Below are 13,847 nucleotides of genomic sequence, written 5' to 3'. Positions count from 1 at the left end.
GCTTCATCGTTTAAACACACATGACAAAATTATAACAAGGGCAAGGGGGTTTTGCAACTAGTTATTTTCTATTCCCCATACTTTTCCATTCCTCATCCAACAGCGCAAAAAATTCTTCGTTTGATTTTGTTTGGCGCAGTTTGTTTAAGAAACGGTCGATAAAGTCTGGGGTATCGGACATCGTTTTGCGAATCGCCCATAATTTTTCCAAATGTTCGCGCGGAATGAGCAACTCTTCTTTCCGCGTGCCGGAGCGGCGAATATCGATTGCTGGGAAAATGCGCCGTTCTGCGAGCGAACGGTCGAGGTGCAACTCCATGTTGCCCGTTCCTTTAAACTCTTCGTAAATGACATCGTCCATGCGCGAGCCTGTATCGACAAGGGCGGTCGCTAAAATCGTTAAGCTGCCGCCTTCTTCAATATTGCGCGCAGCACCGAAAAACCGTTTCGGACGGTGAAACGCGGCTGGGTCAATCCCTCCAGAAAGGGTACGGCCGCTCGGTGGGATGACTAAGTTATACGCCCGTGCTAAGCGCGTAATACTATCCATCAAAATAACGACATCGCGCTTATGCTCGACAAGACGCATCGCCCGCTCTAACACAAGTTCTGCGACTTTAATATGGTTTTCCGGCACTTCGTCAAACGTCGAGCTGACGACATCGCCTTTGACAGAACGCTCAATGTCTGTCACTTCCTCCGGACGTTCGTCAATTAATAGCACAATCAGTTCTACATCTGGATGGTTCGTCGTAATGCTATTGGCAATTTCTTTTAACAGCATCGTCTTTCCTGCTTTTGGCGGTGCGACGATTAAGCCGCGCTGCCCAAACCCAACCGGGGCAATTAAATCAATAATGCGCGTCGATAATTTGTCCGACGTCGTTTCTAGCTTCATTTGCCGACTCGGATAAAGCGGGGTCAACGCTGGGAAATGCACGCGTTCTTTCGCAATTTCTGGGTCTTCTCCGTTCACTGCTTCTACATGCAATAAGCCATAATACCGCTCGTTTTCTTTCGGAGGACGCACTTTTCCCGATACTTTATCGCCGTTGCGCAAATCAAAGCGGCGAATTTGCGATGCGGAAATATAAATATCTTCCGTGCTTGGTGAGTAGTTAATTGGACGTAAAAAACCGAATCCTTCCGATTGGATAATTTCGAGGACGCCTTCCATAAACATGAGTCCATCTTGTTCTGCCCGTGCTTTTAAAATTGCGAAAATAAGCTCTTTTTTCGTTAGTTTGCTGTAGTACGAAATTTTATATTGCCGAGCAAGCTCGTACAACTCTTTTAGTTTCATATTTTCTAATACGGAAATCGTTAATTCCATTTCAACACCACGCTTTTACTATTTTTCTGTCCCATGTCTACCAAATGGATCACATAAAATGATGGGATAAAGAAGAGCATGAAGGTTTACTCATTTTTAAGAAGCAACAAATCGCAGAGCTTATTTTGTGCGCACACAGCACGATTATTTTACCCTTTTTCTTATTTTTTAATCAATATATTTTTTTTCGCATTCTACTAAATCGTGGAGAAAGCTAAAAACAAGCGAGGGCGATGGAGGAAGTAGCCCTCGCTTGTCGTTTTTATGGCTTGATGACTAAATGTGGTTTTTTCTTCAAGCTATGACGCCCATCGATAAAACGAACCGTTCCCGATTTCGCACGCATAACGACCGAATGCGTCTCCCCGTAAGAGCCTTTAAACTGCACGCCACGCAATAATTCGCCATCGGTCACTCCTGTAGCTGCAAAAATGGCATCGTCACCTTTTACTAAATCCTCCATACGCAACACTTTGTTGACGTCAAGCCCCATTTTTTTGCAGCGTTCAAGTTCCGCATCGTTTTGCGGAAGCAGCTTTCCTTGAATTTCTCCGCCTAAACATTTAAGCGCCACCGCGGCCAACACGCCCTCTGGTGCTCCACCGGAACCAAATAAAATGTCGACGCCTGTATGGTCAAATGCGGTATTAATCGCTGCGGCGACATCCCCGTCGTTAATGAGTTTAATGCGTGCGCCTGCTTCGCGCAACTCGGCGATAATTCGTTCATGGCGCGGACGGTTTAACACAATCGCCACCACATCTTCGACATCTTTATTTTTCGCTTTCGCAACCGCTTTCAAATTGTCGATAATCGGTGCGTTAATGTCGATCATGCCGACCGCTTCCGGCCCAACGGCGATTTTGTCCATATACATATCCGGAGCATGAAGCAAATTCCCGTGATCCGCTACCGCCACTACCGCTAGAGCGTTCCAGCCTCCTGACGCGACGATGTTCGTCCCTTCTAACGGATCGACCGCTACATCGACACGTGGACCGTAGCCGTTTCCAAGCTTTTCACCGATATATAACATCGGCGCCTCATCCATTTCCCCTTCGCCGATGACGACCGTTCCTTTCATCGGAATCGTATCGAACACATCTCGCATCGCAGACGTCGCTGCTCCATCTGCCTCATCTTTTCTGCCGCGTCCCATCCAGCGCGCCGCGGCTAGTGCGGCTGCTTCGGTGACGCGAACGAGCTCCATCGATAAACTTCTTTCCATCGTAACTTCTCCCTCTCCCCTTCGTTGCTTATGAATTTTGCATTTGTTCAATTTCTTGATCGGTCATTTTTTCGCGCCAAATTGTTGCCCCTAAACCAGCTAATTTTTCGACAAGGTTGCTATACCCGCGGTCGATATGCTCAAGGCCGGTAATTTCCGTTACCCCTTCGGCCATCAGTCCTGCGATAACAAGCGATGCCCCTGCTCGTAAATCGCTCGCTTTTACTTTGGCGCCTTGCAGCTGAACAGGTCCCGTCACAATCGCCGAACGACCTTCGACTTTAATATTGGCATTCATGCGGCGCAATTCATCGATATGCTTAAACCTTGCGCTATAAATCGTATCTGTAACCACGCTCGTCCCAGTTGCTTTCGTCAACAATGTCGTGAACGGCTGCTGGAGATCGGTCGGAAATCCTGGGTAGACGAGCGTCTTAACGTCGACTGCCTTCATCGATGGGACGCCTCTCACAAGTAGTTGGTCATCGTTCGTTTCCACATGCACGCCCATCTCGCGCAGCTTCGCCGTCAATGACTCAACGTGCTGCGGAATGACGTTGTCGACAATGACTTCGTTTCCCATCGCCGCAGCGGCAATCATAAACGTTCCCGCTTCAATTCGGTCTGGAATAATCGAGTGGCGGCAGCCGGAAAGTTTGTCCACTCCGTCAATCCGAATCACATCCGTTCCTGCTCCTTTAATTTTGGCGCCCATGTTCGATAACAATGTCGCGACGTCAATAATTTCCGGTTCTTTCGCCGCGTTTTCGATAATCGTGCGCCCTTTGGCGCGAACGGCCGCCAACATAATGTTAATCGTTGCCCCGACGCTGACAACGTCCAAATAAATGCGCGCACCGCGCAGTTCATCGGCGCGTAAATAAATCGCTCCTTGTTCGTTTGTCACCTTAACTCCTAACGCTTCAAACCCTTTAATGTGCTGGTCGATTGGGCGCGGTCCTAAATGGCAGCCGCCTGGTAGCCCGATGACTGCCTTTTTGAACCGCCCGACCATCGCCCCCATCAAGTAGTAAGAAGCGCGTAATTTTTTCACTTTTCCGTTTGGAAGAGGCATTGACACGATGTTCGTCGGGTCAATCGTTGCTTCCTTGCCATCAAAATAAAACGTGCCGCCAATTTCTTCGATTAACTCACCTAATATCCGAACATCTGAAATATCCGGCAAACCTTCAATCGTTACGGGCGATTCAGCAAGAATCGTTGCTGGGATGAGTGCGACGGCGCTATTTTTTGCCCCGCTAATTCGCACCGTTCCGTTTAATCGGTCGCCACCGATGATTTTTAACTTTTCCATTATAGTCTCCCTTCCAGCGAAGATGACTGATGTTTGCGCAACTTACAAGGAAACAGTTACAGTTTAGACAAAAAAGATCGATTTTTATCGCTGTTGGCTATTCCAATCTGCTAAAAATTTTTCGATTCCTTGGTCTGTTAACGGATGTTGGCATAGTTGAATTAACACTTTATAAGGAACGGTCGCGATATGCGCCCCACGCAACGCCGCCTCTGTGACATGCAATGGATGGCGAATCGATGCGGCGATAATTTCTGTTTCAATACCGTGAATGTCAAAAATGTTGGCAATTGTTGAGATGAGCTCCAATCCGTTATGGCCGATGTCGTCTAACCGACCGAGGAACGGAGAAACATACGTCGCGCCTGCACGCGCTGCTAGTAGTGCTTGGTTCGCATTGAAAATGAGCGTCACGTTCGTTTTAATTCCTTTTTCGCTGAACACTTTCACCGCTTTTAACCCTTCCGGTGTCATCGGCACTTTAATTGTAATATTTGGCGCGATGTTCGCCAGCTCTTCGCCTTCTTTAATCATGCCTTCTGCATCGGTCGAAATGACTTCCGCACTGACAGAGCCTGATACAATTTCTGTAATTTCGCGAAGGCGGTCGTGAAACGACACGTTTTCTTTCGCTACAAGGCTTGGATTTGTCGTAACACCTGCTAATACACCTAATTCATTCGCTTTTTTAATTTCTTCCAAATTGGCGGTATCAATAAAAAACTTCACGTTTTCCTCCTCCTTTTTCTAAAAAAAGGTAGCTTTTTTCCTTTGCCTAGCAGCTACCTTAAATATGAAACAAAACCGCTCGCTCCGGCTTTGCCGGAACGATGCGGCTAATCATTACAACGCTTTTCCTGAGGAACCGAATTCACGCATTTTGCCGATGACCGTTGCTTTAATCGCATCGCGGCCAGGACCGATAAATTTGCGCGGATCATACACTTTTTCGTCTTTCGCTAAAATTTCGCGAACGACTTTTGTGAAAGCGATTTGGTTTTCTGTGTTTACGTTAATTTTCGACGTACCGAGCGAAATCGCACGTTGAATTTGTTCTGTCGGAATGCCTGTACCGCCGTGCAATACAAGCGGAATGCGCGTCAAATCACGGATGATTTCCATTTCTTTAAATCCAAGTTTCGGCTCCCCTTTATAAGGACCGTGAACCGAACCGAGCGCAGGTGCTAAACAGTCAATGCCTGTCCGCTTCACTAATTCTTCGCACTCTTTCGGGTCTGCATAAATGACACCGTCCGCTACGACATCGTCTTCTTGTCCGCCGACTGTGCCAAGTTCTGCTTCAACCGATACGCCGCGCGCATGGGCATATTCGACAACTTGTGACGTAATTTGCACGTTTTCTTCAAACGGATGGTGAGAAGCGTCAATCATGACCGATGTAAATCCAGCGTCAATCGCTGCTTTACATTTTTCAAAGCTAGAACCGTGATCGAGGTGGATAGCCACTGGCACCGTAATGTTCATATCTTCCATTAAGCCTTTGACCATGTTGACGACTGTTTTAAAGCCGCCCATATAACGAGCTGCACCTTCCGATACGCCAAGAATGACTGGAGACTTTTCTTCTTCCGCTGCCGCTAAAATCGCTTGTGTCCATTCGAGGTTGTTGATGTTAAATTGCCCGACCGCATATTTTTCGGCTAACGCTTTGTCGAGCATTTCTTTCATTGATACTAAAGGCATGATCGAAATCCTCCTTAATCGTTAAACTTCGCCTTTCGCTAACAAGGGGCTATGCGTAGCATCACCATTTTATGTAAAAATATGTATGAAAGGCGCGCTTCCTACGTTATAAGCATACCAACTTACAATGAAAACAGCAACCTTCAGGAGAGGCGTGAATTTAACAATAATTTGTCGAAAGCGCATTACAACGAAATATATTTTCGCACAGCATCACGCATATCATCGATATCAAACGGTTTGGCAAAATGCATGACTGCCCCTAGTTCTCTCGTTTCTTGAATCATATCAAGTTCACCGTAAGCTGTCATAATAATCACCTTAATATCGCGGTTGATTTCTTTAATGCGCTTTAATATTTCAATTCCGTCCATGCCAGGGATTTTCATATCAAGCAATACTAAGTCCGGCTGATGCTTTTGCACAATTTCTAACGCTTGCACGCCGTTCGATGCTTGAAACGTCGTATACCCTTCCCGCTGAAATACTTCGTTCAACAAAATGCGAATACCGTATTGGTCGTCGACGATTAGAAGCTTATTTCCCATGTTTACGCACCTCTATTCTTTCGTTTCCTGCTTGTATATTTCGCCTTCTTTTGTTATTTTCCTGCCGTTTTGGAAACTATCTCAAAAACAATCATTAAGAACAGCTAAAGTTGTGTTCTCTCCTAAAACAAGTATACTGTAATGATGAGAAGGAAGGTGAAAAAATGCTCAAAATTTTTCTAACGCAATTACACGGCTATTTAAAAAAACTCACAGAAGAGGAAATGGCAATTGAAGATGGCGCTCGTTTGCTTGCGCAAGCCGTGGTAGGAGAAGGGCGCATTTTCGTGCATGGGGTGGAGGAAATGGAAGCGGTCGTCATAGACGCGATAAAAGGGAAAGACGCCTTGCCGAAAGTCGCACGATTGGTTGAAAACGGCACCATTTGTGACAACATTGACGAAACCGACCGCGTACTACTTATCGCACCATTCACTAACGATGAACAAGCGCTACGTTTAGCAGAGCAATTGCACGGAAAAGTACCGATTGTCGCTATTGCAGCGACGACGGACGGAGAACGTTCGCTTGCCGATCTCGTCGACGTCCATATCGACAGCAAGCTTACAAAACCGCTCCTTCCGCGTGAAGACGGAACACGTTTTGGCTTCCCTGCCACGATTACAGCGCTATTCGCCTATTATTGCTTATTGTTTACGATGCATGAAATTTTAGAGGAGTATGAGTAAAAAGACGATCCGCGTGGGATCGTCTTTATTTTTGCAACGATGCTTTAATAAAGTCGCGGAACAGCGGCTGTGGCCTTGTCGGGCGCGACGTAAATTCTGGATGGAACTGTGCAGCGACAAACCACGGATGGTCTTTTAATTCAATAATTTCAACTAAGCGACCGTCTGGACTTGTCCCTGAGAAGACAAAGCCGTGCTGCTCCATGATTTGACGATATTGGTTGTTAAATTCATAGCGATGGCGATGGCGTTCATAAATGACTTCATCGTTGTACGCTTCATACGCGCGCGTGCCCTCGACTAATTTGCACGGATATAACCCTAAGCGAAGCGTGCCACCTAAGTCTTCAACATCTTTTTGTTCCGGCAATAAGTCAATAATCGGATGCGGCGTCGTTGGATCGATTTCGGACGAATGCGCGCCTTCTAACCCAACGACATGGCGGGCAAACTCCACAGACGCTAGCTGCATGCCAAGGCAAATGCCGAGGAACGGGATGCGTTGTTCGCGCGCATAGCGAATCGCTGCAATTTTCCCTTCAATGCCGCGGTCACCAAATCCGCCTGGGACGAGAATGCCGTCCGCTTCTTGCAAAAGGGTCGCAACATTGTCGTTGTTCACATGTTCGGAGTTGATCCATTGAATTTCCACTTCCGCATCAAATGCATACCCTGCATGGCGAAGCGCTTCGACGACAGAAATATAGGCATCTTGCAATTCGACGTATTTGCCGACAAGTGCAATTTTTGTTTTCCGTGAAAGGTTGCGCACTTTTTCGACGAGCGCTTTCCATTCGGTCATATCTGCTTCTTGGCAATTCAGCTTTAAATGCTCGCAAACGATTTGATCCAATTTTTGTTCTTGCAACATTAATGGCACCGCATAAAGCGTATCCGCATCGCGCGCTTCGATGACCGCTTTCGGGTCAATATCGCAGAAAAGAGCGATTTTATCTTTCATGTCTTGGGACATCGGCATTTCGGTACGAACGACGATGACGTTTGGCTGAATCCCAAGGCTTCGCAATTCTTTGACGCTATGTTGCGTTGGCTTCGTTTTCATTTCCCCCGCTGCTTTAATGTATGGAACGAGCGTACAATGAATGTACATGACGTTTTCGCGGCCGATGTCGCTTTTAATTTGGCGAATCGCTTCTAAAAATGGCAGTGACTCAATATCCCCGACCGTTCCACCGATTTCGGTAATCACGACGTCCGCGTTCGTTTCCCGCCCTGCGCGAAAAACACGCTCTTTAATTTCATTTGTAATGTGCGGAATGACTTGCACGGTGCCGCCTAAATAGTCACCACGGCGCTCTTTTTTCAAGACGGTAGAATAAATTTTCCCGGTCGTCACGTTGCTATATTTGTTTAAGTTAATGTCGATAAAACGCTCGTAGTGACCTAAATCTAAGTCGGTTTCCGCTCCGTCGTCCGTGACAAATACTTCCCCGTGTTGGTATGGACTCATCGTGCCTGGGTCGACGTTAATGTATGGATCAAATTTTTGAATCGTCACGTTTAAGCCGCGGTTTTTTAACAACCGACCTAATGATGCTGCAGTAATTCCTTTCCCTAGCGATGAAACGACGCCACCCGTTACAAATATATACTTCGTCATCTTCTTCCCCCCTGCTGAATATAGACAGTTAAAGTTTGTGCAAAATACAAATAAAAAACGCTCCGCTTACCGGTGTAAGGGAGCGATATTTTTTATCGGTTCTATTTTGAAAGAGCCCAAATAAGATTCTACATAGCTAAACTGACAAAGTCAAGGGGATTGTTATTCTTCTTCCTCTGTTTCTTCAAAATCGTCGATTAGCTCGTCGTCTAGCTCTTCTTCTAATTCTTCTTCCCCTAGATCAAATTCTTCATCAAGCAGTTCGTCCTCAAGATCATCGGCATCATCAAGGTCAAACTCCTCTTCATCGAGCAATTCATCATCTAAAACGTCTTCGACATCGTCATAGTCGTCAAGAACGTCGTAATCCAACTCTTCTTCGTCGATAATTTCATCGTAATCTTCATACTCATCATCCAATTTTTTCTTCTTCTTCGGCTTGAACGTTGTGACGTTTTCATCTTCTGTTTGGTCGTATGGATACCACGAACGTAACCCCCAACGATCCTCGCTCACACAAATAAAGCGGCCATCAATATTTAAATCTGTATAAAATTGCGCAAGGCGCGCTTGCACTTGATCCTCCGTCAAATTCGCCAAAGCAGCAATTTCTTGGACGAGCTGTGGAAAAGGCATCGCTTCTTTTTTATCGCTCATTACTAAATAAGCGAGTTCCACGAGCGACATTTCTTGCAATTCTTCTGGAGAGTATTGCTGCAAACTCACATCCGGCACTCCCTTTCTATGTAATATTCCGAATAAATAAATGAATGCATGAAATACATACCATTCATTATAAACAATTTCCCTTTGTTTATGCTAGGTCTTGAACGACGGTTTCGAAAAAAATTGTGGTTTTTTTCGCGAAAAAGGATAGGTGTCCAAAAAGCAATACGATGCTCTTTGTACAGTTTCTTTTGCAAAATCTTGGCCCGCCTCCCCTTCATCATCAAGTATATACAAATACGGTTTCCTTATTGTAAATATATGTATATAAATGGATCTGTTTTGAAATAACAGTGTTCTTGGACTTCTCGTGTAAATTTGCAAATTATTTGTTTTGCACATTAGCTAATTATTTCAGATTGGAATATATTTACAAAATCAGAAGCACAGGCTTTACATGGAGTGGCGGACATGTTAGGCTAGTTGCCTAGCGAAACAAGGGCTCCTGCTCGCCCCTTTCGCTAGAAAACATGTCCGCAGAGGCTCCATGTCAAGCCACCAAACGGTTTTTCTGTAAAGAGAAGGGAGGAAATTTGCACAATACTCCAGATTTTTGCTGGATTAACGCGCAAAAACCCGTTTGAATTTGCAAAAAAATGGCCATTTTGTTCCGAAATAACGTGCTAATTTACACTTCTCGATATTGAATATTTATTCACGCTTTCATTTTAAAGGAAATTCACATGCACGGGCTATTTTGATGCTCATTTCCTTTTATCATCATGGGTTAAGTTTCACATAACAAAACGCCCGACGTACGATTCTCTCCTCTTGTTCATAATTTTGGAATGTCGATTGAAAAAGAAAAATGTCGATTGAAAAATATCGAAAAAAATGTTTGATTATTTATAATGAATGCGAAAGAAACGAGCAAATATGTAAAAAGAGGGGAGAGTCATGCCGATTTCAAAATCAGCCAGTGCCGTGATGACACGCAGTAGTTATTCAAGTACAGTGAATACTCATGTGACAAGTACGGCGACAAAAACAGAAAAAGTCAACCGTCCACAAAATAGCCCCCAGCTAAATCAAGCCAAACATCCACTTCAAAAGACACCGTACATATTAGTCAAGAAGCACGAAAGGCATACGAATCGTCTACATCGATCGCAGCGATTAATCCAGTAAGAAACACGATTGAAAATACAGTTTATAACCCTATTGATTTTATCAAAAGGGAAGCTTCAAGAAATTTAGGAAATCAAACAGAAACCGCGCTCTATAACCCTGTAAAGAGCATTAAAGATGCGCTCTAGGCTGCGTTCAAACCATTAGAAAAAGACGCGGCGCAAATGAGAAAAAAAGAAGTTCAAGAAGCGTCTCAACAAGCACAAAAATCAAACGATGTAAAGAAAGCAAAAGAAGAAGCGCTGACTCGACAAATTCGGCTATCTTTGTATAATATGGACAAAGACATTCGTACTGTCGCCGGTCATAATCTGTCACAGAACATATACACGGCTTCAAAAAACAAAAGTGACAAAGGATGGTCCGCAACAAAGGAACTAATCGATGTGGTGACCGATTTTGTCCCAGGGGTAGGTACGATCAAAGATGCCTATCGCTTGTATCAAGTGTTGAGCAATCCGAAATCCAATGCAAAAGATGTGGCCGAAGCGTTAGTTGGTTTTATTCCGGGACTAGGTGATCTAAAGAGCATTTCGAAAGTGACAAATGCCATTAAGAAAGCATTTGATATTGATCCGAAAAAATTAGATCAGGCTGTGAGTATTATTAAGGGTACAGGCAAAGCTTCTAAATATGTAGATGTGACTAAATCTAGTAGTCGTTATGCTAACAGAGCGGCTGATGTATCCAAAGCACAGTTCGAAGAAAATCTACTTAGAGATGGATGGAAAAAATCAATATCTAAAGACGGAAAAACAATAATACTAGAAAAAGATGGTTCAAAATATGTTCTTCGCGACGGTGCTAAATCAACAGGTGGTTCAACTGCTGACTTTTATCCAAAAGGGAGCAAAAGAATGACTTTAAAAATTAGGTTAAAATAGAGGGGAGTCCAATGAATTTAGAAACTTTATTTGTTAGGGAAAAAAAGGAGTTTAATAAATTAATAGGAATAGCTAGTGATACGTTTTATATAGAAAATAGATTGCCTAAACAGGTATTCCGAGAACAATTCAATTATTTTTTGTTTGAAGAGTTTGACTGGGCAATGGACAAAGATTTTTGGAGCATAATCCAGCAATTATCTAAAGAAACAAAAGATGATTATGTCCTTGCCGCAGTGTTAGATCCTAATCCAGTAGAATATTTTTATAAAGAGTTTAATTATTATAATTGGATGAAACTCCCTGTCAATTTATCACCCGATGAATATTTAGATGTTCTTGAATTAGGGCCTGAGGAAAGTCCAGCGGATGCAGTGCTGTACAATTCTTATACCGTTATTTGGCTACCTCCTTCAATGAAATGGGCAATATGGGGAGAAAGAAGTTATGGTGTTTGTATTTTAGGGTTTCAAGATGTAAACAATAGTGCAGATTTATTGCCGATTTTAAAAAATTGGCGCTCTATTGATGAAACAGTTTTATCGTGGGTAGGGCTCAATTTTGTAAATCAACAACTTCCACAAGAAATTGCTAATACTCTTTTCTTAAATTATTCTAACGGCGTTAAGTAAGTATAGATGCCTATCCCGAGCACAAAAATAAAACAAAGAGAACCTTGATTGGCTTTATGTCTTTCAAGGTTTTTATTTTAAAAGATAAGAAAGGGTTTGATATTGATCCGAAAAAATTAGATCAGGATGTGAGTATTATTAAGGGTACGGGTAAAGTTAAGCTATTGCCTTCTTCTAAAGTACATGATGCAATAGGGAAACTTAACAGTAATCAGATAAAGCATATTATAAATTGGAAGTAAAAAAATCTAATCATCATTGGGAAAAACTTGTGCCTGATAAGAATTGGGGGAAAATAAAAGAAATGATCATCGATGTAGTTCAAAATGGTGCAGATATACCTTATAAATCTGTTTCTTCTAGAGTTAAAATGGTCAATGGATATTTGGTACAGGTGACATACAAAAAACTACCTGATGGAACAATAAGAATATCTGATGCGTGGGTGAAATAACTATGAAGGAAAAGATAAAGCAATTAATAACATCGGGTGATTTTCAAAAAGCAAAAGAATATATTGAGAATGAAGATAGAAATACTTTAGAGCAAGTTGTCCTTGAATTAGGATTTGATGAAGAGAGTATAAGTGCTTATTCATTTGTCTGTTATTTGATAAATAATAATGAGACTGCAGATTATCATTACTTAGCTTCAGAGTTATTAAGTACTGCATTGTGTCATTTACCAGACGCTTATGCAAGTGCATTATACCGTGCTAAAAGAGCAGTTGAATTAAGCCCTGAAGATGTTAGCTTGAAAGAACATTTGTTGTTATTCCATGACATTCCAGAAAAATTAATAAGTAAAGAAGAAGCTAAGGCAATTGCTCAAGAAATATTAAAGATAATGCCGAATAGCGAAGCTGCAAAAAACGTGTTACACAATGCATAAATTTAAAGACCTTGAAAGAGTATTATGACTCTTTCGGGGTCTTTTTTATAGGGTGTGTAGTGCCGAATAACTCCCCTTGTAACTCATATTTCGCAACCTTTGTATAAATTATGAGATGTTTTTTGAATATCACTGAATAAAACCCGTGGTGCTAGTTGAGCGCTAGCGCTCAACTAGCCCGAGTGTTACAAGCGAATACACCAACAATATGCCATCTAGTGCCACTTCAAACCCTGAAATCGAATGAGCACGAATTTCTGTGATACGATACTGGTCGACGAGGACAGAGAACACCGTTTCAATGACTTTCCGTTTTTGTTTGAGCCATCTCTCCCATGATGCCGATGGGCCATGTTTCTGGTTTTTGCGAGATGGAGTCCAAAAGGCGATTTGGTACGCTTTATACAACTTTTTTTGCCATTCGCTACTGATAAATCCCTTGTCTCCCAAATGAAAGGGGTGAGGAATTTGAGTCATGACGGTTTCAGCTGCGGTTCGATCGTGACAGGACGCCTCCGTTACCACGTATCCCATGGGCAGTCCTTGGTCGGTCACTTGAAGATGGAGCTTAAATCCATAGTACCACTGCTTTTTCGACGCACAAAGCCCGATGTCCGCGATTCCTTGAAATCGTTTGACACGGTACATTCTTGCGGCATGGCACAACTCGAGCGGCATACTGTCTACGACCGCATAGGCGTGGTGTTGCCCACGTTTGGCTAGCTCATGGCGAATCCATTTGATCGCAAAGCGCAGCGCTCGACAACGACTATGGTAGCGAGAACGTTCGAGAAAATGTCCATCCGTAAACAAGTTCCCAGTCACAAAGCGATGCCATTCCCGTTCGGAAGAGAAGCCAAGCAGCTTCCCTAAAAGATGAATAGCAATGATTACCGTGTCTTCTTGTTTCGCTAAATGACGATTGCGACGTTGCAAATACATTTGAATCGATGGCAGTTGAGCAGAAACAAAGAAAAAAATGGCTGCAATAAAGATAAACATTGACGAATGACGCTTTGATGAATTATATTGTTCTTATTCATTGAAAAAACTCCTTTGTAGAAGACTTGTTTTTGGGACAAACAAGCCAACACTTCTACAATAGGAGTTTTTTTCTTTTGCGTAAACGTTTTTTTATATCACACTTT

14 protein-coding genes are annotated in these 13,847 nt (G+C 43.2%); 5 read left to right on the top strand and 9 right to left on the bottom strand.

The genetic code is table 11. From position 1 onward, the window contains the following. Window positions 1-61: 61 nt before the first annotated feature. The 6 genes from rho to GGR02_RS02980 all read right to left on the bottom strand — a co-directional run bounded on the left by rho (window position 62) and on the right by GGR02_RS02980 (window position 6,128). Window positions 62-1,333: a transcription termination factor Rho gene (gene rho / locus GGR02_RS03005; protein WP_183183268.1), complete on the bottom strand. Its 1,272-nt coding sequence runs from the start codon at window positions 1,331-1,333 to the stop codon at window positions 62-64. 262 nt (window positions 1,334-1,595) lie between these two features. Then, window positions 1,596-2,561 carry a class II fructose-bisphosphatase gene (gene glpX / locus GGR02_RS03000; protein ID WP_183183267.1) on the bottom strand — a complete coding sequence of 322 codons (966 nt, stop codon included), beginning with the start codon at window positions 2,559-2,561 and terminating at the stop codon, window positions 1,596-1,598. Between the two features lie 28 nt (window positions 2,562-2,589). Then, window positions 2,590-3,876: a UDP-N-acetylglucosamine 1-carboxyvinyltransferase gene (locus tag GGR02_RS02995; protein WP_183183266.1), complete on the bottom strand. Its 1,287-nt coding sequence runs from the start codon at window positions 3,874-3,876 to the stop codon at window positions 2,590-2,592. A gap of 84 nt (window positions 3,877-3,960) precedes the next feature. Next, the gene (fsa, locus tag GGR02_RS02990) at window positions 3,961-4,605 is read right to left on the bottom strand and encodes a fructose-6-phosphate aldolase (RefSeq protein ID WP_183183265.1); all 645 of its coding nucleotides are present in this window, start codon (window positions 4,603-4,605) and stop codon (window positions 3,961-3,963) included. A 114-nt stretch (window positions 4,606-4,719) separates the two neighbouring features. Further along, a complete protein-coding gene (locus GGR02_RS02985; RefSeq protein ID WP_183183264.1) occupies window positions 4,720-5,580 on the bottom strand; it encodes a class II fructose-bisphosphate aldolase in 861 nt (286 codons plus the stop codon). 185 nt (window positions 5,581-5,765) lie between these two features. Beyond that, window positions 5,766-6,128 carry a response regulator gene (locus tag GGR02_RS02980; protein ID WP_183183263.1) on the bottom strand — a complete coding sequence of 121 codons (363 nt, stop codon included), beginning with the start codon at window positions 6,126-6,128 and terminating at the stop codon, window positions 5,766-5,768. Between the two features lie 164 nt (window positions 6,129-6,292). Here GGR02_RS02980 and GGR02_RS02975 point away from each other — a divergent pair, with 164 nt between their 5' ends. Further along, window positions 6,293-6,817 (top strand): DUF2529 domain-containing protein, encoded by a 525-nt coding sequence (locus tag GGR02_RS02975; protein WP_183183262.1) that lies wholly within the window; start codon window positions 6,293-6,295, stop codon window positions 6,815-6,817. A gap of 25 nt (window positions 6,818-6,842) precedes the next feature. Here the strand turns inward: GGR02_RS02975 and GGR02_RS02970 are convergent, their stop codons facing one another. Together GGR02_RS02970 and rpoE are read right to left on the bottom strand one after the other, a co-directional pair. Beyond that, window positions 6,843-8,438: a CTP synthase gene (locus GGR02_RS02970; protein WP_183183261.1), complete on the bottom strand. Its 1,596-nt coding sequence runs from the start codon at window positions 8,436-8,438 to the stop codon at window positions 6,843-6,845. A 162-nt stretch (window positions 8,439-8,600) separates the two neighbouring features. Next, complete coding sequence (gene rpoE, locus GGR02_RS02965) at window positions 8,601-9,164, bottom strand: DNA-directed RNA polymerase subunit delta (RefSeq protein WP_183183260.1); 564 nt, start codon at window positions 9,162-9,164, stop codon at window positions 8,601-8,603. A gap of 1,292 nt (window positions 9,165-10,456) precedes the next feature. Between rpoE and GGR02_RS17375 the strand changes: the two genes are divergently transcribed. The 4 genes from GGR02_RS17375 (at window position 10,457) to GGR02_RS02945 (ending at window position 12,699) form a co-directional block, all read left to right on the top strand. After that, window positions 10,457-11,176 (top strand): hypothetical protein, encoded by a 720-nt coding sequence (locus GGR02_RS17375; protein ID WP_229706130.1) that lies wholly within the window; start codon window positions 10,457-10,459, stop codon window positions 11,174-11,176. Window positions 11,177-11,187: 11 nt separating this feature from the next. Continuing rightward, on the top strand, window positions 11,188-11,808 hold the full coding sequence (locus GGR02_RS02955) for a hypothetical protein (protein WP_183183259.1): 621 nt from the start codon (window positions 11,188-11,190) through the stop codon (window positions 11,806-11,808). 232 nt (window positions 11,809-12,040) lie between these two features. Beyond that, window positions 12,041-12,262 carry a polymorphic toxin type 35 domain-containing protein gene (locus GGR02_RS02950; RefSeq protein ID WP_183183258.1) on the top strand — a complete coding sequence of 74 codons (222 nt, stop codon included), beginning with the start codon at window positions 12,041-12,043 and terminating at the stop codon, window positions 12,260-12,262. A gap of 2 nt (window positions 12,263-12,264) precedes the next feature. Beyond that, on the top strand, window positions 12,265-12,699 hold the full coding sequence (locus GGR02_RS02945; protein WP_183183257.1) for a hypothetical protein: 435 nt from the start codon (window positions 12,265-12,267) through the stop codon (window positions 12,697-12,699). A 162-nt stretch (window positions 12,700-12,861) separates the two neighbouring features. Here the strand turns inward: GGR02_RS02945 and GGR02_RS02940 are convergent, their stop codons facing one another. After that, a complete protein-coding gene (locus GGR02_RS02940; RefSeq protein WP_183183256.1) occupies window positions 12,862-13,701 on the bottom strand; it encodes an IS982 family transposase in 840 nt (279 codons plus the stop codon). Window positions 13,702-13,847: the final 146 nt, after the last annotated feature.

This window comes from Anoxybacteroides voinovskiense, assembly GCF_014196205.1.
In the GTDB taxonomy this organism is placed as follows: domain Bacteria; phylum Bacillota; class Bacilli; order Bacillales; family Anoxybacillaceae; genus Anoxybacteroides; species Anoxybacteroides voinovskiense.
The sequence above is the reverse complement of the archived record's forward strand: the minus strand, read 5'-3'. Positions and strand labels throughout refer to the sequence as shown.